Source organism: Bradyrhizobium sp. Unk1, assembly GCF_059512345.1.
In genome coordinates, this window is record NZ_JCAMOP010000022.1 from 68950 (window position 1) to 88411 (window position 19462).

Sequence of the window (19462 nt, forward strand, 5' to 3'; positions counted from 1 at the left end):
CCCACCCTACGAGAGCTTGCGCTTGGCTTGCTCCAATTCCCGTCCCGTCGCCAGCATCAGCCGCCGCAGCCAGATCGAGCCCGGGTCCATCTGCGCCCGCGTCGGATGGAACATGAACTGCTCGTCGATTCCGGGATCGAGCGGCGGCGTCACCGCGACGAGGCCGAGCTGCTTCGACAGCGCCGCGATCAGACGGCGCGGCACGAAGGCGACGAGGTCGGTGCGGGCGGCGACGTGCAGCGCTTCGAGATAGCCTGACACCACCAGCGAAATGTGCCGCTCGATGCCCTTGGCGCGCAGCCAGGTGTCGATGAGATCCTCCGGTTGGCCGCGGATGATGACGCCGACATGGCGTGCGGCCAGGAACGTCTCGCGCCGCTTCAGCTTCGCAGCCATGGGATGGCCGCGTCGCACCGCCAGCGCGTCGCTGTCGGTGTAGAGCAACTGGCGGTGAAAGCCCTTGAAGGCGTTGCCGATCGAGATCACGAGGTCGATGGTGCGGGCGAACTCGGCGTGAAAGATCGCGGGGCCCCGCCACGGTACGACGTCGATGCGGACGTTGGGCGCGGCCCGCGTCACTTTTTCCATCAAGGGCGGCATCAGCAGCTCGACCGCGAGATCCGGCATCATCAGGCGGAATTGTCGCTCGCTGCGCGCGGCGTCGAAGTCGTCGGGTATGAACAGCCCGCGCACCTGGTCGAGCGCCTGGGCCAGCGGCGCGCGGAGCGCTTGCGCCCGCGGCGTCAGCTCCATGCGCGCGCCGGTGCGCACCAGCAACGGATCGCCGAAGATGTCGCGCAGGCGTTGCAACGCGTGGCTCGCGGCCGGCTGCGACAGCCCGATCCGAAGCGCGGCCCGGCTGACATTGGCCTCGCGCAGCAGCGCGTCGAGCGCGGTCAGGAGATTGAGGTCAAGCGAATTCAAATTCATGAGGCGAATAGATATCATATCCACTATCGATTTGAAGAATTCTCATCCGGCAGGGATGATCTCCGTGTTGCCACCAAACGGAGATGCCGCCATGAGCGCGAGCGCCAACAAGAAACTGATGCAGGATATCTTTGCCGCCGCCGCCAATCCCGATCCGGCCGCGCGCGACCGGGCCCTGTTCGTCGCAAGCCTCGCCGACGATGCCAGATGGGTCGTGACCGGCCAGTATTCCTGGTCGCGCACCTTCTCCGGCAAGGAGGCGATCCTTGGCGATCTGCACGGTTATGTACGTACCCGCTTGCGTGACCGGACCCGCACCGTCGCTCACCGTTTCGTCGCCGATGGCGACGTCGTCGTGGTGGAAGCCAAGGGCGACAACGTCACGCCCGAGGGCGTTCGTTATGACAACGACTACTGCCTGGTGTTTCGCCTCGAGGACGGGAAGATCAAGGAGATCCGGGAATATTGCGACTCGACCCTGACCGAGAAAGCGCTCGGTCCGTTTCCGCAGACGCCCGTGAGGGCTGCGAGCTGACGGGATTGAGGACCATCTCGTCCGCCGACCGGTGTCGTCGACCCCGGTCGGCGATGGTCGTCTCGATCTGGCGCAGGTTGGCAGCGATCGTCCGTATCAGGCGTGAACGATCCCGGGCCCGATATCAGCTCGCCGCCATGAGCGACCGGGAGCTTCAGGACTGCGGCATGACCCGGGCGGAGATCGCGTACGAACTGAGGAGACCGGTGCGACGGAGTTAGACAAACGAACGAGATCCAAGCGCCGCCTGCATCCCATTTTATCGTCACCGGCGGAACCATCGGGTTCCGCCGGGCGTTTGCTCGGTTCGGGGGCAATCGCGCCCCCCATCGCACGCGTTTGGGAAATTTCATGCTGGCTGGGGTTTCGGACGTCTCGACACAGGTGGGCCGCAGTTTTCCCGGACTCCGCGAACGATTGAGAGATGCGACTGCGAATGCGCACCGGGAGCTCGATGCGCAGCTTTCGTCGTTCGACCTCACAGTCATGTCCGGTTACCGCCGCTTCCTGCAAGCCAGCGCCGGCGCACTTCTTCCGCTCGAAGCAGCACTTGTGCAGGCTGGCGTCGCCAAGATGCTTCCGGATTGGCGGGAACGGGCGCGCAGCGCCGCGATCGCGGCCGATCTCGTGCAGCTCGGCAGCGTCGCGCAATCCACCGTGTCCGTGCAGCCGCTGACGCGCAGTGGCATGCTCGGCACGTTGTACGTTCTGGAGGGCTCCCGTCTCGGCGCAAAGTTTCTGCTGAAGGCGGTCGCCGATGCGGCCGATCCGCGCATCGGCGAGGCCACCGCCTATCTCGGCCATGGCGCGGGCAAACGGCTCTGGCAGAGCTTTCTGGCGAAGCTTCAAAACGAAGAGGCTTGCGACGAGGACGAGGCGATCGAATCGGCACGTGTCGCCTTCGCGGCCTTCGAGCAGGCGGCGGACCGCGCATGAACGAGGCGGTCAATCTCACCAATTGCGATCGCGAGCCGATCCACATTCCCGGCAGCGTCCAGCCGTTCGGCTTCCTGCTCACGGTGCTGTCGGATTTCACGATCTGCATGGCCTCCGACAATGTCGGCAGCTTTCTCGGGACTGACGTCGCCGACCTGCTCCAGCAGCCGCTGTCGCGCGTCATCGCGGAAGCCGCCGTCGAGACCATTCGCAGCCGCGTCGATCATCTCAGCGGTCCCGATACGACCGAGCGCATGTTCGGTGTCGAACTCCAGCCCGGCAAGCCGCCTTACGATCTCTCCATCCACTTCTCCGGCGCCTATCTGGTCATCGAGGCAGAGCCCAGCGTCAGCGAGCCCGGCGTCAATTCCGGCGAGCTCGTCCGCCTGATGCTGGAGCGAATCCGCAAGACCCGCGGCATGACCGAACTCGCCCGCGAGGCGGCGCGCCAGCTCAAGGTCCTGACCGGATTCGACCGCGTCATGGTCTATCAGTTTCACCCGGACGGATCGGGCGAGGTGATCGCTGAAGCTGCCGAAGCCGGCCTCGAGCGGTTCCTCGGCCTGCACTATCCGGCCTCCGACATCCCCAAACAGGCCCGCATCCTTTATCAGCGCAACTGGCTGCGCATCATCGCCGATATCAATTCGAAACCGGCCGCGTTGTTTTCGACGGCCACGCACAATACGGGGCTGCTCGATCTCTCCATGAGCGTGCTGCGCTCGGTCTCGCCGATCCACATCGAATATTTGCGCAACATGGGCGTCGGGGCCTCGATGTCGGTGTCGATCCTGCGCGACGGCAAGCTGTGGGGCCTGTTCGCCTGCCATCATTATTCGCCGCGCTACATCTCGTTCGAGAAGCGCACCGCGTCCGAGCTGTTCGGGCAGATGTTCTCCTGGATCGTGGAGGGGCGCGAGCGCGAGGGCGATGTCGCCTACGAGATGCGCGCTCACCAGGTGCAGGAGCGGTTGATCGAGACCGCGGCCTCGCACGAGCACAGCCGGCGCGCGATCGTCGACTTCCTCGGCGACTATCGCGGGATGATCGATTGCGACGGTGTGGCGGTGTGGTCCGACAACAAGATCACGCTTCAGGGCCAGACGCCGACCGAGGACGAGGTGAAGGAGCTGGTCGCCTTCATCAACCGGACCTCGCCGGGACGGATTTTCGCCAGTGCCGAGATTGCCAAGGTCTATGCTGCTGGCCAGTCCTTTCGCGACCGCGCGGCCGGATTCCTCGCCATTCCGATCTCGCGGACCCCGCGGGATTGCCTGATCTTCTTCCGGCGCGAGGTCGTGCGCTCGGTGAACTGGGCCGGCGCGCCCGACAAGGTCTATGACGAGGGTCCGAACGGACCACGCCTGACGCCGCGCAAGAGCTTTGAGCTGTGGCAGGAAACGGTGGCGGGCCAGTCGAAACCGTGGTCCAGGGCCGACATCCGCATCGCCGAGAGCCTGCGCGTCACGCTGCTCGAAGTGATCCTGCAACTGTCCGACCTTGCCGCCCGCGAGCGTCGCGGCGCGCAGGAGCGGCAGGAGCTGATGATCGCCGAGCTCAATCACCGCGTCCGCAACATCTTGAGCCTCGTCCGCGCGCTGGTCGCGCAGAGCAAGGACACCGCAACTTCGGTCGAGGAGTTCGCCGGCGTGCTCGGCGGCCGCATCCAGGCCTTGGCCCGCGCCCACGACCAGATCACCAATTTGAACTGGGCGCCGGTTGCGCTGCGCTCGTTGGTCGAGTCCGAGGCCGGCGCCTATCTCGGCGCGCGCGCCGGCCGCGTGAAGATGGGCGGGCCCGACGTCGCGCTCGATCCCAAGGCGTTCGCGACGCTGGCGCTGGTCGTGCACGAGATGATGACCAATTCCGCCAAATACGGCGCGCTCGCGGATTCCACCGGCCAGGTCGAGGTGGTCTGGCGGCTCGATCCGAATTCGAGCCTCGAGATCGAGTGGAAGGAGAGCGGCGGGCCGCCGGTGCAGCCGCCGTCGCGCCGCGGCTTCGGCACCACCATCATCGAGCGATCGGTGCCGTTCGACCTCAAGGGCGAAGCCGAGATCCGGTTCGACCTGTTGGGTGTCCAGGCCAAATTCGTCATCCCGCCCAATTTCGTCGAACTGGTACCATCAATCGCAGGAGCCGCCATGCGCGTCGAGGAGCAGCAACCCGCCCGTCCGCGAATTTCCGAGACGGCACTGATCGTCGAGGACAATCTGATCATCGCCATGGCGGCGGAAGTCATCCTGCTCGATCTCGGTGCCCGCCATGTCGATACTGCGGCGAGCGTCGACCAGGCGTTGCGCGCGATCGAGCGCACGCGTCCGGGTTTTGCGTTGCTCGATCTCAACCTCGGCAACGAGAGCAGCATCAAGGTGGCCGAGAAGCTGAAGGAGATCGGCGTGCCCTTCATGTTCGCGACCGGCTATGGCGAGCGCGCGCCGATCCCGGACGAGCTGGCGTCCGCGCCGGTGGTCCAGAAGCCCTACACGCTGGAAGTCGTCGAGAACGCGCTCGGCAAGTTGCAGGGGACGGTCGCCCAATAAATATCCATCCCGGCGACGCGTGCAGCGCTCTGCATGCGGCTGCGGGCTTTGCCCCGAAACCTGTGCAACTGCCGATAAAATCAGCAGGTCTTGTGCGAGCCGGCGCACACATACGCGAAAAATCGGAAGGTTCAATTAACGAGTGTCCCTCATTGTACCGCGGTGCAGCGTGGGTGCCGAAAAGCGACTCGCGGCTGCCGGGGGTGGCCGTGACGATTGCCGGGGTCGTTCGTCCGCCCGAATTCACATGCACCTGGGTGGAATAGTGGGAATGCCGAACTTTCGTTTGCGGATCAGGGGACGCCTGTACGCAGGTTTCATGGCCTTGGTGGCGGTTGGTCTCGTGATGGCGGTGGTCGCCATCTGGAATTTGCGGTCCGTGCAGGACCAGGTCGCAAAAGCTTCGGCGTTTTCGGACAGCACGGCGCGGGTCCTGGAGGTCTCGACCCATCTTCAGGCGATCCAGCGCGCCAATCTGCGCTACATCTACGACGCCAGCGAGCCCGCAATGAAGGAGGCCGCAGAGCGGGAGACGGCGGCGACCGAGCTGCTGAAGGTCGGGGCGCAGGGGACGCTCTCCGAGGAGCGACGGAAGCTCTACAACGATCTGATCGCCGACATCGCGAAAATGCGCAGCCTGCGTGACAATCTCGGCGACGCCGTCAATGAGGCGCGGACGGGCAAGGCGACGCTGCTGCCGAGCGGTGACGAGCTGACTGTCAAGATGGGCAAGCTGGTCGACGTGGCGCGCGCAGCCGTCGACGAAGACACCGGGGCCCTCGTCGCGGACCTCGAATCCAGGCTCCTTCTCGTCCAGATCGCGAACTGGCGTTTCCTGGCCCTGCGCGACAGCAAGGGGCCCGCCAACTTCAGAACCAATGTGGACAGGGCGTCGCAGCGCCTCTCGGCGCTCGAAAAGAGCCCGCAGGCGGCGGAATTGCGAACCACGCTCGCGCCCGTGAAGACCTCGCTCGGAATCTACAAATCCGCGTTCGAGACGACGTCGGCCGCGATGCTCCAGGCCGACGAGATCTACCACAAGAGCCTCGCGCCCCTCATCGTCGACAGCATCGCCAAGCTCAAGGTCGCGGAAACCGCCTTGAAGAAGGACTACAAGGAGTCGCGCAGCCAGGCCGAAGCCGTGATTGACGGCACGACCACCGTGCAGGCGATCGCGGGCGGCCTTGCCACCCTGTTCGGATTGATCGTCGCCTTCCTGATCGCGCGGGGCATCGTCGGTCCCCTGACGTCGATGACGCGCGCGATGGGGATGCTGGCCGGCGGCAATCTCGAGGTCGAGATTCCCGGGCGCGGCAAGGCCGACGAGATCGGCGACATGGCCAAGGCGATCGAGGTGTTCAAGACCAACATGATCGACACCGAACGGCTGCGCACGGAGCAGACGGAGACCGAGGCGCGGCAGGCGGAGAGCCGCAAGGCCGACATGGTCCGGCTCGCCGACCAGTTCGAGCAGGCGGTCGGCGAGATCGTCGACACCGTGTCGTCGGCATCGAACGAGCTCGAGGCTTCGGCCGGCACGCTGACGGCGACCGCGACGCGCGCGCAGAATCTCTCGACCGAGGTGGCGTCGGCGTCACAGGAAGCCACCGCGAATGTGCAGGCGGTGGCGTCCGCGACCGAGCAGCTGTCCTCCTCGGTCTCGGAGATCGCCCGCCAGGTGCAGGAATCCGCCCGGATCGCCAACGAGGCTGTCGGGCAGGCGAGCAGGACCAATGAGCGCGTCGGCGAGCTGTCCAAGGCGGCCGCCCGCATCGGCGACGTGGTCGAGCTGATCAGCACGATTGCCGGCCAGACCAACCTCCTGGCACTGAACGCCACGATCGAAGCGGCGCGTGCGGGTGAGGCCGGCCGCGGCTTTGCGGTGGTCGCCTCCGAGGTCAAGGCGCTGGCCGAGCAGACTGCGAAAGCGACCGGCGAGATCGGCCAACAGATTTCGAGCATCCAGGCCGCGACCGAGCAATCGGTCGGCTCGATCCGGGAGATCAGCGGCACGATCGAGCGGCTGTCGGAGATCTCGTCGGCGGTTGCCGCCGCCGTGGAAGAGCAGGGCGCGGCGACGCAAGACATCTCCCGCAACGTCCAGCAGGCCGCTCACGGCACGCAGCGCGTCTCGACCAATATCGGCGACGTCCAGCGCGGGGCCTCTGAGACCGGCTCGGCCTCCTCGCAGGTGCTCTCGGCGGCGCGCTCGCTCTCGGCCGACAGCAACCGGCTGAAGCAGGAAGTCGCGAAGTTCCTGAACTCGGTCCACGCCGCATAAAAGCAAAAGGCCACGCGGATGCGCGTGGCCTTCAAATCGTGTCGAGATGTGATCAGGCGACCTTCGTCGTCATGTGCTTGAACATGTTGGCGCGCGCCTCGTCGTCCATCTCGGCCTTGAAGGTGAACTTGTCCTTCAGCGCGATCGCGCGTGCGGCCGCCGGCCGCGCCGAGATCTCGTCCACCAACCGCTTCACATTCGGGTAGCGCGCAAAGGCGTCGTCGCCGAGCTTGAACGGCACCATCCGCGCCCAGCCCCACAGCGCCATGTCGACGATCGAATAGCTGTCGCCGACCATATAGCTGCGGCCTTTGAGGTGAGCGTCCAGGATCTTGTAGTGGCGATCGGTCTCGTACTGGTAGCGGTTATGTGCGTAGTCGTGGTTCTGGTCCTTCGGCGCAAAATGCTTGAAGTGCACGGCCTGGCCAGAATACGGCCCGACACCGGTGGCAATGAACATCAGCCATGACAGCGTCTCGCCGCGGACGTTGGCGGCGGGGAGGAACTTGCCGGTCTTCTCGGCGAGGTAGAGCAGGATGGCGTTGCTGTCGAACACGATCGTGCCGTTGTCATCGATTGCCGGCACCTTGCCGTTCGGATTGATCTTCAGATAGTCCGGCGCGAACTGCTCGCCCGTGCGGGTGTCGATCTTGACCGGCTCGAACGGTAGGCCGGACTCTTCGAGGAACAGCGCGACCTTGGTCGGGTTCGGCGATCCGTTGAAATAGAATTTGAGCATGTTTGTCTCCCCAATTCCCTTTTTAGAGAATGATTGCGGCGTCGCGGCCTTCTGTGCCCGAACATGGCCTGGGAGAGCAACCGGCGAGTTTGCCGGGCGGTATCTGCGTGGTGCGCAGATCAGCCGGCGTAACAAAGACCGATCGCCGCCGTAATGACCATGGCCGCGCCCACGGCCTCCAGGCGCAGCCCGAGCCGGGTGGCGAGATGCATGTCGGAGGCCCGCGCCTTGCGCTCCGATCCGCGCGCATAGCCGTGCACGATGACGTCGTGATTGAAATTGTCGTGCGCCTCGTTGCTGCTGGCGAGCCCGACGCAGACCACCAGCACGCCGAAGATGGCGAGGCCGAAAAAGCCGAGCAGGGCGATCAGGAACATCGGAAACATGCCGAGCAGGAAGATCGGCAGCAGCGGCACCAGCAGCAAAGTCTCGGACTGTCGTCGCATGGGAGCCGGACCGGTCAGGACGGGGCTGATCGGGGAAATGTAGTCCTGGCTGTTGCGGCGTTCAAGGAGCCGTAGGGTAGGCAAAGCGAAGCGTGCCCACCAAATCTGCGTCCCGGGGAGAGAGATGGTGGGCACGGCGCAAGGGCGCCTTTGCCCACCCTACGAGATCGCGGGAAGTGGCTACTCCGCCCCCATACCCGCGCGGATCTCGGCGCGGAGCTCGTCGATCAGCTTGAGACCCTTCTTGGTCTCGACATGCCAGAAGGTCCAGCCGTTGCAGGCTTGCGCGCCTTGCGCCACCGCGCCGATGCGGTGGATCGAGCCGACCTTGTCGCCCAGCATGATGGCGCCGTCGGCGCGCACCAGTGCGCCGAGCTTCTTCTTGGCGTCGAACAGCTTCGTGCCGGGCATGATCATGCCGCGCTCGATCAGCTCGGAGAACGCGACCCGTGGCGCTTCGCGCGCGGTCATGAACGGGGCGAGGCTTTCTTCCGGCAGCGGTTCGACCGCGGCGATGCGGGCTTCCGCCGCCTTGGCATAGGTCTTGTCACGCTCGAAACCGATATAGGAGCGGCCGAGACGTTTCGCGACCGCGCCGGTGGTGCCGGTGCCGTTGAAGGGATCGATCACGAGATCGCCGGGTTTCGACGACGACAGCAGCACGCGCGCGAGCAGGCCTTCCGGCTTCTGCGTCGGATGCACTTTCTTGCCGTCGGCGCCCTTGAGGCGCTCCTCGCCGGTGCAGAGCGGGATCAGCCAGTCTGACCGTGCCTGCACGTCCTCGTTGGCGGCCTTCAGCGCTTCGTAGTTGAACGTATAGCCCTTGGCCTTCTCGTCGCGCGCGGCCCAGATCATGGTCTCGTGCGCGTTGGTGAAGCGGCGGCCGCGGAAGTTCGGCATCGGGTTCGACTTGCGCCAGACGATGTCGTTCAGGAGCCAGAAGCCGAGATCCTGCATGATCGCGCCGACGCGGAAGATGTTGTGATAGGAGCCGATCACCCAGATCGTCGCCGACGGCTTCATCGCGCGGCGGGCGGCAAGCAGCCAGGCGCGGGTGAAGTCGTCATAGGCGGAGAACGAATCGAACTTGTCCCAGTCGTCGTTGACGGCATCGACATGGGATTCGTCGGGGCGCTTGAGATCGCCCTTGAGCTGGAGATTGTAGGGCGGATCGGCGAACACGAGGTCGACCGAACCTGCCTGAAGCTTCGACATCTCGGCGACGCAATCACCGAGGATGATGCTGTGCGAAGCGGACTCAAAATTTGTGCGGGGCGCCCTTGCAGACGCCCCGCGACGCGACACTACCATGACTCAAGAACTCTGACTCAGGCGACGCTGTCGGCGACGCGGGACCAAACAACCGACTGACCGTTACAATGGAGCGGCAAAGTAAAAATCGACTTAACCCGCCGCTTTCGTGAGCAGCCCTCGCATCGCGCATGGCGCGCGTTTCGCTCTGCTCATTCGTCGTGTTTTCCAGTGTATTTCGTATTTCTTCGCGCTGCGGGAGCAGTCAGGTCGCCAAATTTCTCTCGGAAAAAATTGCACGACCCCGGAAAAAATTGCTGGCATCGGCATGCTGTCGCACTAGGCAATAATTGCCGAGCGGGATATTGATTAACGCATTGGAAATTTTACGTGTGTGGCGCGTTGAGCTTTCGCGCTTCTGCGCCCAAATGACGCCAATTGAGGACTGAGGGAAACCCGCCATGCGTTACGATGATTTCCGCCGCAGCGACGACATCGAGGATCGTCGCGATGACGGTGGCGGCATGGGCGGCGGCGGCGGAGTCGGGTTCGGCCTGCCGATGGGCGGCGGCGGTCTGGGCATCGGCACCATCATCGTGCTCGGCCTGGTCGGCTATGCCTTCGGCATCGATCCGCGCATCCTGATCGGCGGCGCCGAGATCCTCACCGGCGGCGGCCAGGCGCCGAGCTACCAGACCGATCGCCAATCGTCCTCGACCGCCAAACGCGGCGCGCCGACCGACGAGATGGGCAGCATGATCTCCGGCATCCTCGGCGAGATCGACGACCGCTGGAGCGAGATCTTCCAGGCCAGCGGCCAGTCCTACACCGGTCCGAAGGTCGTACTGTTCCGCAACGTCACCAATGGCGGCCGCTGCGGCCGGGCAGAGTCGGCGATGGGGCCGTTCTACTGTCCGCCGGACCGCACCATCTTCCTCGACACCGGCTTCTTCCGCGAGGTCGAGACGCGCTTCCGCGGCTGCTCCGGCAAGTCCGCCTGCAACTTCACCACCGCCTACATCATCGCGCATGAGGCAGGCCATCACATCCAGAACCTGCTCGGCATCATTCCGCGCGTGACGCGGCTGCAGCAGCAGGCCGGGAGCAAGGCCGAGGCCAATGCGCTCCAGGTGAAGGTCGAATTGCAGGCCGACTGCCTGTCCGGCGTCTGGGTCAACCGCGAGGCGAAGAAGCGTCCGAATTTCCTCGAGCCCGGTGACATCGACGCCGCGCTGACCACGGCGAGTGCGATCGGCGACGATACGCTGCAACGCCAGGCCACGGGACGCGTCGTGCCCGATTCCTTCACCCACGGCTCGGCGGCGCAACGCAAGCAGTGGTTCATGACCGGCTACCAGCAAGGCACCGTCCAGGCCTGCAACACGTTCGGCGGCGGGTCCTAGTAGACTGATTGTGGCGTCATCCTGAGGTGCTCGCCTCTTGGCGAGCCTCGAAGGATGGCGAGCCCGCGGCCCATCCTTCGAGGCGCGCTTGCGCGCGCACCTCCCGAGCGAACGCGAATGCGTTCGTCCGGGGATGACGGCGGGGTTGGGGAAGCAGGAGTGAAGTCGTGGCCTCGATCGACGAATCCAAACAATTCATCGCGCTCAACATTGCGGTGCTCACCGTCTCCGACACGCGCGCGCTCGCCGACGACAAGTCCGGCCAGACGCTGGCCGATCGCCTCACCGCTGCGGGCCATCATCTTGCCGCGCGCGAGATCGTCACCGACGACGTCGAGGCGATCCGCGCCGTCGTCCGCCGCTGGATTGCTGACGCCGGTGTCGACGTCGTCATCACCACCGGCGGCACCGGTTTTACGGGACGCGACGTCACGCCGGAGGCGATCGAGCCGCTGTTCGAGAAGCGCATGGACGGCTTCTCGATCGCCTTCCACATGCTGAGCCACGCCAAGATCGGCACGTCGACGATCCAGAGCCGCGCCACCGCCGGCGTCGCCGGCGCCACCTACATCTTCTGCCTGCCCGGGTCGCCCGGCGCCTGTCGCGACGGCTGGGACGGCATCCTCGCGGCCCAGCTCGACTACCGCACGCGTCCCTGCAATTTCGTCGAGATCATGCCGCGGTTAGATGAGCATCTGCGAAGGGCAAAGGCGCAGGGCGCGACGGTGTAAGTGCGGACGCTAAGGCTCTTTCTTCCCTTCCCCCCTCATGTCCGCCGAAGCCTTGGCGAGGGCGGATGTGGGGGAAGGTGGCGCGTAGCGCCGGATGAGGGGTATCTATCCGCGCGGAATGCTCGGAGACATACCCCTCAACCAAGTGAGTTCGTATCTACCAGCGTCGCCGCCCTCTCCCGCAAGGGGCGAGGGCACAGCAATGCGCATCGCGCCCGCTGCGCCAGTGACTATCTCTTCAGTCTGAGCGAGCCCCACACCACGCGCCACATAGTCCGGCACGCCTCCGCGTGCAGCCGTCGTGCGCGGCGCTTGTAGAGATCGACGAGCTCTCCCGTGATGAGCGCGTGCCGCCGCATCAGAGATCGCGCTCCCAGGTTTCGCCGGTGAGGTTCTGGCCGAAACTGCGATGCGGCTCGGTGGCGGTCAGCTTGAAACCTGCATCCTGATAGATTTTTCGCGCGGCGACCAAATTGCTCTGCGTCCACAGCGTCATCCGCCGATAGCCGCAGGCGCGCGCGAAGGAGACGCATTCGGCGACCAGCCGTTGGCCTAGCCCTTGGCCTCGTGCGGCCGGATCGAGCAGCAACAGGCGCAGCTTGGCGACGTCGTCGCTGGCCTTGACCAGAAACACCGAGCCGACCGGACGGCCCTCGATGTCCGCGATCCAGCAGCGCTCGCGCGAGGCATCGTAGGAGGTCATGTATTTGGCGACGATCTCGGCCACCAGCGCTTCGAAGCCGGAGTCGAAACCGTATTCGCTCGCATAGAGCGCGCCGTGGCTCTGCACCACCCAGCCCATGTCGCCGGGGCGGGGCTCGCGCAAGGTCGCGCGCGGGGATGGCGTGCGCGGCATGGCGAGCAGCCGCTCGATCGTCTCCATCGCGCCGGTGAGCTTGCTGCGCTCCTCGCCCGGCAGCGGCCGCAGCATCGCGGCGACGTCGTCCTGGGACGAGCGTTCGAGCCTGGCGAACGCCTGGCGGCCCTTCGCGGTCAGGCTCAACTGAACCTGCCGGCGGTCGCTCGGAAGCGGCTTGCGCGCGATCAGGCCGCTCTCGTCGAAATTCTGCACGATGCGGCTGAGATAGCCGGCGTCGAGCCCGAGCGCGATGCCGATCTCCTTGGCCGACTGCTCGCCACCATGGGCCAGCTCGTAGAGCACGCGCGCCTCGCTCAGCGAGAACGGGCTCTTCAGGAGCTGCTGGTCGAGCACGCCAAGCTTCTGGGTGTAGAAGCGGTTGAAGGCGCGAACCGCCTGGACCTGGTCGTCAGCGACCTGTTCGGTCGACGAGGGGCCGGATGGTGAAGTGCTGGATGACGAAAGGGCTGATGGCATGGGTCACCTCGATGCTTGCCATTGTCAAACAATTATTTGACTTTGGCAAGTATCAGGTCAGTCACCTCAGCCGACCATGACGATCCGGCTGCGCAGCATGGTCCGGGACGAGCGGCCGAGCCGCCGGAGCAGCCGCGCCTCGGAACGGCGGGCCTGGGGCGGGTAGCCGCCGATCCGGTCGTAGTGATCGCGGGCGATCAAAAGTCCCTGATCGCCGAGCGGGCCGACGAGCTTGCGCACCACGGCGCGGAGCATGTCGCGGAATCCGGTATCGGCGTAGGGCGAGCGCGCGTAGCGGAACACCGCCGCACGGTCCCGGCCGCTGGTCGCGACGGCCTGGATGAACTGGGTGGTCTCGTCGATCCAGCCGGTTTCCAGCACCGCGCCGGCGGGGAGGAACATCAGCCAGGGCGAACGGGCCTGGAGTGCGCCAGCGGCAAGCGCGGCGCCCTGCGAGGATCCCTCGAAGCCGATGAAACGGCAGCCTGCAACGTCCGCAACGCGCTCAATGACGCCGTTGCGGGTGCCGTCGACCAGCAGCACTTCGCGGATGACGCCCGCGGCGGCGCCGGGCACCAGCGCGGCGAGGGTTGCGACCGCCGTCTGCTCGACGCCTTCGGTCGGAATGATGACGCTCAGCATGATTGAGGCTTCGGTGTCCGCACTTCGGGAGAAGCGTAGCTCGTTATGATATTGTCATAAACACGCGCCATCGCCGAGTGCAACTTTTGGACGGGGCTTCGGTCCGCAATGGAAAGCCACGGGCAGTCCATCGCACCCGAATATGTCGCGCGCGGGGTGGCGTCGTTGCCGAATGTTTCGGCGAATCTCGTTTTCGTGAGCCTCAAACGCGGCATTCTCTGCCGATATGATCGGGACGAGGACGGCACGTCCGCAAGGCTGCACCGGCAGTCTGAACAAACCTTACGACGGGAAAAACGTGCAACGCTCGCCGCGCAAAGTGAGATAGTCCAGTGACCGCAGATCAACTTCCCGTTGGCGCAACGCCAACATCGCCGAAGCCGGAAGCCGCGCCGACCTTGCGGATTCGCGCCGTGATGCTGGGTGAACGCATCAATCCGTCCGGGCTCGAGCTTGGTGCGGCCGTTTCTTCGACGCCCGCCGCCTTTCGCGTCCATGCCGGCCTCGTCGTGATCTTCCGCTACGGCGTCGTGGTGCTGATCGGCCTCCTTCCCTCGGAGGAAAAGGTGCTGATCGACAGCCTGAAATCCCGCGTGACCGGCGAGCTCAGCCCCTTCGAGGAGGAGATCGCGCAGGCGCAGCTCTGCAAGGATGAGAGCACCGAAGCAATCCAGCCGGGCGGGCCGATCTGCCTCGCAAAATTCTCCGACGACCGGCTGCTGCTGATTGCGGATGCGCTCGCCAAGAGCACCTCGCTTGCCCGCGACGAGCGGCGCGTCGCCGCGGTCTTCGACGTGATCGAGCCCTTCGCGCGCAAGCTCGCGGAGCAGGGCCGCACGCCGCCCCGGCGCAAGGACATCCTGCGACTGATCGGCAACGCGCTTCTGGTCCAGCAGCGCGTCGCCGGCCGTGTCGCGGTGGCCGAGAAACCGGACGTGCTCTGGGAGAAGCCCGAGCTCGACCGGCTCTATGCCCGTCTCGAAGACGAGTACGAATTGAAGGAGCGCCTCGACACGCTCGAGCGCAAGCTCACCGCGGTGTCGGAAACCGCCAACGCGCTCACCGACATCATCGATACCCAGCGCTCGCTGCGGCTGGAAATCGCGGTCGTGGTGCTGATCGTGATCGAGGTCGTGATCGGGTGCATCCAGATATTGTCGGGGACGCACTAGCTCAGGCTGCGCGTTGTCGTGCAAGTTGCGTGAAGACGAGCAGTCGTTCACGTAAGTGGAACATTTTGGCTTGATCCAAATCAAGGGCGCCAAGCTCCAGCGCACGAGACTTCGGTCGGACCCGCGGTCAACGCGATGAGCAGGTGTCCGCGGCTTCCTCTCTCGAAGAAGGAGTACGCTAATGTTGCGTCAAGCTCTCATCGCTTCGGCAGCCGCAGCTATGCTGCTGGTCACTTTCACTCCCGATGACGCGTTTGCTCGCGGCGGTCGCGGCGCCGGCGTGCGCGCCGGAGGTTTCCACGGCGGTGCCGTGCGGGCAGGAGGCTACCGCGGGGGCGCGGTCGCGGCTCGTGGATACCGGGGCGGTGCTGTTGCCGTGCGCGGCGGGCGTTACGGCTATCGGGGCGCTTATGCAGGGTATCGTGGATACCGCTATGGCGTCGGTGCGGCGGCGGTGGGGGCCGCGGCGGTCGGCGCAGCTGCGACGGGGGCCTACTATCGCAGCGGCTGCGGCTATGACGCTTACGGAAACTATGTTTGCCCAGGCGGGTACTCTCCGTACTGAGCGGAGCGACGTAGTTGACCCATGGTGCTCGAAGCGATGGCGAAATCATTTGCTTTGCGCACCATGATCATTTCGGCAGCGGCGCGCAGCGCTGCGACAAGTCATGGCCCGACAAGTCATGGCCCGCTGAAATTCTCCCATGGGGGAGAAGGGAAAGATGCAGCGGTCGACCGGGCTTTCATTTCGCTCGCAGTACAGCCGCGCAGTGCCGAGCGATTGTCAGCTCCTCATTCGTCGGAATGACGAACACATTGACGGCGCTACCACTGCCGCTGATCCGCTCGCGTGCCGCGTCATTCACACCCGCGTCAATATGCACGCCGAGCCACCCAAGCCGCTCACCAATCGCGGCGCGGATTTCCTTCGCATGCTCGCCGATGCCGCCGGTGAAGACCAGACAGTCCAGCCCGCCCAGCGTGGTCGCCATCACCGCGACCTGCTGCGCCGCACGGAAGACGAACAGGTCTACCGCTTCCCGCGCCGCAGCCTCGCCGCTTGCCAGAAGCGTGCGCATGTCGGCAGAGATGCCGGAGACGCCGAGCAGGCCCGACTCGTGATAGAGCAGGTGCTGGACATCCTCGACCGACATCCTCTCGTGCTGTTGCAGATAGAGCAGCACGCCGGGATCGATCGTGCCGCAGCGCGTACCCATCACGAGGCCATCGAGCGGCGTCAGTCCCATCGTGGTGTCGACGCTGCGACCATCGCGTAATGCGCACAGGCTGGCGCCATTGCCGAGATGCGCGATGATGGTGCGCTTGGCAACGAGCTCGGGCGCCATTGCGGCGAGGCGGCCTGCGACATATTCGAACGAGAGGCCGTGAAATCCATAACGCCTGATACCGCGCTCTTCATAGCGCCGGGGGAGCGCGAAGCGGCTCGCAGGTGGCGCAATGGTGTGATGGAAGGCGGTGTCGAAACAAGCGATCTGCGTCAGGTCGGGCTGTATTGCCCTGATGAAGCGGACAGGTTCAAGGCAGCGGGGCTGGTGCAGTGGCGCCAGTGATCTCAGTGCTTCCAGCTTTGCGTAGACGTCGTCAGTCAGCTGGACCGGACCCGAATAATCCGGCCCGCCATGAACGATGCGGTGACCTACTGCCCGCGGGTCGCCAAAGCGATCTTTGATAAAGCCGAGCACGTCGGCGAACAGATGGCCGCTGTCCGCGTCGGACGATTCCCTTCGCGTCTCGAACAGGTCCTCGCCAGCGGGGCTCTTCACCACGAGTCGAGGCTTGGCTTCCTGCTCGTCGAGCTGGCCCTTGCAGAGCAGGACAGGTTCGTCCGCCGAGATATCAAACAGGCCGAACTTGATGCTCGACGAGCCCGAGTTGAGGACGAGGACCGACGCCGTCATGACGTCAACCCGTCTTGCCCGGCCAGACCCAATCGCGGATCTCAGGCATGTCCTCGCCGTGTTCGCGCACATAGTGCGAATGTTCGATCAGCTTGTCGCGGAACTGCTGTTGCACCTGCGCGGCCCTGGTCGCCAGACCCGGCACGCGCGCGATCGCCTCGATCGCGAGGTGATAGCGGTCGAGCCCATTGAGCACGACCATGTCGAACGGCGTCGTCGTGGTGCCTTCCTCGGCAAAGCCGCGCACATGCATGCCGGCATGGTTGGTGCGGTTATAGGTGAGGCGGTGGATGAGATAGGGATAGCCGTGATAGGCGAAGACCACCGGCTTGTCTGACGTGAACAGGCTGTCGAAGTCACGGTCGGACAGACCGTGCGGGTGCTGGTCTTTCGGCTGCAGCGTCATGAGGTCGACGACGTTGACGACGCGGATCTTCAGATCGGGCAGCGCCTTGCGCAGCAGGTCGACCGCGGCGAGCGTCTCCAATGTCGGGACGTCACCGGCGCAGGCCATCACCACATCAGGTTCGCTGTTCGCGTCCTCGTTGCCGGCCCAGGTCCAGATGCCGATGCCGGCATCGCAATGCGTGGCCGCGTCCTGCATCGATAGCCATTGCGGCGCCGGCTGCTTCCCGGCGACGATCACGTTGATGCGGTCATAGGTGCGCAGGCAGTGATCGGCGATCCACAGCAACGTGTTGGCGTCGGGCGGGAAGTAGATGCGGACGATGTCGGCCTTCTTGTTGGCGACGAGATCGACGAAGCCGGGATCCTGATGGCTGAAGCCGTTATGGTCCTGCCGCCAGACATGCGAGGTCAGGAGATAGTTCAGCGAGGCGATCGGCCGCCGCCAGGGCAGATGTCGCGTCACCTTCAGCCATTTGGCGTGCTGGTTGAACATGGAATCGACAATGTGGATGAAGGCCTCGTAGCAGGAGAACAAGCCGTGCCGTCCCGTGAGCAGATAGCCCTCGAGCCAGCCCTGGCAGAGATGCTCGCTCAAAACCTCCATCACGCGGCCGTTCTGGGCGAGATGCACGTCGTAAGGCTCCGTCGGCTCCATCCAGACCCGTTCGGTCGCCTCGAACACGGCGTCGAGCCGGTTCGACGCGGTCTCGTCCGGGCCCATGATGCGGAAGTTGCGTGCCTCGGCGTTGAGGCGGATGACGTCGCGCAAAAACTTGCCGAGCTCACGCGTCGCTTCGCCCGTCACACCGCCCGGCTGCGGCACCTCCACGGCAAAGCTGCGGAAGTCCGGCAGCTTCAGCTCCTTCTTCAGCAGGCCGCCATTGGCGTGCGGATTGGCGCCCATGCGGCGGATGCCCTCGGGTGCGAGCGCCTGAAGCTCGGGAATGAGCGCGCCGCTGCCGTCGAACAGCTTCTCGGGCTCGTAGCTGCGCATCCAATCTTCGAGGATTTTCAAGTGCGCCGGGTTCTCGCGACAGCCCGCAACGGGAACCTGATGCGCGCGCCAAAAGCCCTCGACCTTCTTGCCGTCGACCTCCTTCGGGCCGGTCCAGCCCTTCGGGCTGCGCAGCACGATCATCGGCCAACGCGGCCGTTCGACGCTTTTACGGCCGTCGCGGGCATGCTGCTGGATCGAGCGGATGCTGGCGAGCGCGACGTCGAGCGCGTCCGCCATGGCCTGGTGCATCAATTTGGGATCGTCGCCCTCGACGAACAGCGGCTCGTGGCCGAACCCGCGGAACAGGTCGCGGATCTCCGCGTCGCGCATCCGTCCGAGCACGGTCGGGTTCGCGATCTTGTAGCCGTTGAGATGCAGGATAGGCAGCACCGCGCCGTCATTGGCGGGATTGAGGAACTTGTTCGAGTGCCAGGACGCCGCGAGCGGGCCGGTTTCGGCCTCGCCATCGCCGACCACGCAGGCAACGATCAGGTCGGGATTGTCGAATGCGGCGCCATAGGCGTGCACCAGCGCGTAGCCGAGCTCGCCGCCTTCATGGATCGAGCCCGGCGTTTCCGGCGCCGCGTGGCTCGGAATGCCGCCGGGGAAGGAGAACTGCCTGAAAAGTTTTCGCAATCCGTCCGTATCGCGCGCGACGTCGGGATAGATCTCGCTGTAGCTGCCTTCGAGATAGGTGTTGGCCACCATGCCCGGGCCGCCATGGCCGGGACCGCAGATATAGAGCACGCCGACATCGAGCGCGCGGATGACGCGGTTGAGATGGGCGTAAATGAAGTTCAACCCGGGCGTCGTGCCCCAATGACCGAGCAAGCGCGGCTTGATGTGCTCCGGCCGCAACGGCTCGCGCAGCAGCGGATTGTCGAGCAGATAGATCTGCCCGACGGAGAGGTAGTTCGCGGCGCGCCAATAGCGATCGAGCAGATCGAGCTCGCTGCTCCCTGAGGCCGATTGTCGTTGATTTGTCATGTTCCTGCCGACTTTCACCCAGCGATCGTCACCAACTTTGTTCCGGTGCGATTGATCCCTGTCCGGCATCGAACAGGATCGCCGCGACGGGTGTGTTGCGTGAGGTCAAAGGACCGCGCCCGAAATTTGGGCGGCTACCGTGCATGGGGCTGTTTTTCAGTTTTTTGTTTGTGTTCTTGATTTGTTCCTTTGGCGTGCTATCTTGG

17 protein-coding genes are annotated in these 19462 nt (G+C 64.9%); 9 read left to right on the top strand and 8 right to left on the bottom strand.

From position 1 onward, the window contains the following. Window positions 1-6: 6 nt before the first annotated feature. Entirely contained in the window at window positions 7-930 is a 924-nt protein-coding gene (locus tag AC5ZFO_RS26785; protein ID WP_282521569.1) for a LysR family transcriptional regulator, read from the bottom strand. A gap of 91 nt (window positions 931-1021) precedes the next feature. Between AC5ZFO_RS26785 and AC5ZFO_RS26790 the strand changes: the two genes are divergently transcribed. From AC5ZFO_RS26790 to AC5ZFO_RS26810, 5 genes are all read left to right on the top strand, one after another. After that, entirely contained in the window at window positions 1022-1465 is a 444-nt protein-coding gene (locus AC5ZFO_RS26790) for a nuclear transport factor 2 family protein (RefSeq protein ID WP_282521568.1), read from the top strand. Window positions 1466-1518: 53 nt separating this feature from the next. Then, on the top strand, window positions 1519-1686 hold the full coding sequence (locus tag AC5ZFO_RS26795) for a YjiS-like domain-containing protein (protein WP_282521567.1): 168 nt from the start codon (window positions 1519-1521) through the stop codon (window positions 1684-1686). A 130-nt stretch (window positions 1687-1816) separates the two neighbouring features. Then, window positions 1817-2401: a biliverdin-producing heme oxygenase gene (locus AC5ZFO_RS26800; protein ID WP_282521566.1), complete on the top strand. Its 585-nt coding sequence runs from the start codon at window positions 1817-1819 to the stop codon at window positions 2399-2401. After that, entirely contained in the window at window positions 2398-4944 is a 2547-nt protein-coding gene (locus tag AC5ZFO_RS26805; protein ID WP_496122809.1) for an HWE histidine kinase domain-containing protein, read from the top strand. The genes AC5ZFO_RS26800 and AC5ZFO_RS26805 overlap by 4 nt, the downstream gene beginning before the upstream one ends. A 271-nt stretch (window positions 4945-5215) precedes the next feature. Continuing rightward, on the top strand, window positions 5216-7225 hold the full coding sequence (locus tag AC5ZFO_RS26810; protein WP_282521564.1) for a HAMP domain-containing methyl-accepting chemotaxis protein: 2010 nt from the start codon (window positions 5216-5218) through the stop codon (window positions 7223-7225). A 52-nt stretch (window positions 7226-7277) separates the two neighbouring features. On the opposite strand, the gene AC5ZFO_RS26815 is transcribed toward AC5ZFO_RS26810, so the two are convergent. The 3 genes from AC5ZFO_RS26815 to AC5ZFO_RS26825 all read right to left on the bottom strand — a co-directional run bounded on the left by AC5ZFO_RS26815 (window position 7278) and on the right by AC5ZFO_RS26825 (window position 9721). After that, window positions 7278-7964 carry a glutathione S-transferase family protein gene (locus AC5ZFO_RS26815; protein WP_282521563.1) on the bottom strand — a complete coding sequence of 229 codons (687 nt, stop codon included), beginning with the start codon at window positions 7962-7964 and terminating at the stop codon, window positions 7278-7280. 119 nt (window positions 7965-8083) lie between these two features. After that, the gene (locus AC5ZFO_RS26820; RefSeq protein ID WP_014497363.1) at window positions 8084-8410 is read right to left on the bottom strand and encodes a hypothetical protein; all 327 of its coding nucleotides are present in this window, start codon (window positions 8408-8410) and stop codon (window positions 8084-8086) included. Between the two features lie 180 nt (window positions 8411-8590). Then, window positions 8591-9721 carry a site-specific DNA-methyltransferase gene (locus AC5ZFO_RS26825; RefSeq protein ID WP_028150731.1) on the bottom strand — a complete coding sequence of 377 codons (1131 nt, stop codon included), beginning with the start codon at window positions 9719-9721 and terminating at the stop codon, window positions 8591-8593. Window positions 9722-10122: 401 nt separating this feature from the next. Here AC5ZFO_RS26825 and ypfJ point away from each other — a divergent pair, with 401 nt between their 5' ends. Together ypfJ and moaB are read left to right on the top strand one after the other, a co-directional pair. After that, entirely contained in the window at window positions 10123-11064 is a 942-nt protein-coding gene (gene ypfJ, locus AC5ZFO_RS26830) for a KPN_02809 family neutral zinc metallopeptidase (RefSeq protein WP_496122810.1), read from the top strand. A gap of 167 nt (window positions 11065-11231) precedes the next feature. Then, window positions 11232-11795, top strand: coding sequence for a molybdenum cofactor biosynthesis protein B (gene moaB / locus AC5ZFO_RS26835; RefSeq protein WP_282521561.1), 564 nt, complete (start codon window positions 11232-11234; stop codon window positions 11793-11795). Window positions 11796-12153: 358 nt separating this feature from the next. Here moaB and AC5ZFO_RS26840 read toward each other — a convergent pair whose 3' ends face one another. After that, a complete protein-coding gene (locus tag AC5ZFO_RS26840) occupies window positions 12154-13131 on the bottom strand; it encodes a bifunctional helix-turn-helix transcriptional regulator/GNAT family N-acetyltransferase (RefSeq protein WP_282521560.1) in 978 nt (325 codons plus the stop codon). Between the two features lie 66 nt (window positions 13132-13197). Beyond that, a complete protein-coding gene (locus AC5ZFO_RS26845; protein ID WP_282521559.1) occupies window positions 13198-13773 on the bottom strand; it encodes a glycosyltransferase family protein in 576 nt (191 codons plus the stop codon). Between the two features lie 332 nt (window positions 13774-14105). On the opposite strand from AC5ZFO_RS26845, the gene AC5ZFO_RS26850 reads away from it, so the two are divergent. Both AC5ZFO_RS26850 and AC5ZFO_RS26855 read left to right on the top strand, forming a co-directional pair. Beyond that, window positions 14106-14945 (top strand): RMD1 family protein, encoded by an 840-nt coding sequence (locus tag AC5ZFO_RS26850; protein ID WP_282521558.1) that lies wholly within the window; start codon window positions 14106-14108, stop codon window positions 14943-14945. A 181-nt stretch (window positions 14946-15126) separates the two neighbouring features. Beyond that, complete coding sequence (locus AC5ZFO_RS26855; RefSeq protein ID WP_282521557.1) at window positions 15127-15510, top strand: hypothetical protein; 384 nt, start codon at window positions 15127-15129, stop codon at window positions 15508-15510. A gap of 178 nt (window positions 15511-15688) precedes the next feature. Here the strand turns inward: AC5ZFO_RS26855 and AC5ZFO_RS26860 are convergent, their stop codons facing one another. Together AC5ZFO_RS26860 and AC5ZFO_RS26865 are read right to left on the bottom strand one after the other, a co-directional pair. Next, window positions 15689-16864 (bottom strand): acetate/propionate family kinase, encoded by a 1176-nt coding sequence (locus AC5ZFO_RS26860; RefSeq protein ID WP_282521556.1) that lies wholly within the window; start codon window positions 16862-16864, stop codon window positions 15689-15691. A 4-nt stretch (window positions 16865-16868) separates the two neighbouring features. Then, window positions 16869-19256 carry a phosphoketolase family protein gene (locus AC5ZFO_RS26865; RefSeq protein ID WP_496122811.1) on the bottom strand — a complete coding sequence of 796 codons (2388 nt, stop codon included), beginning with the start codon at window positions 19254-19256 and terminating at the stop codon, window positions 16869-16871. Window positions 19257-19462 lie beyond the last annotated feature (206 nt).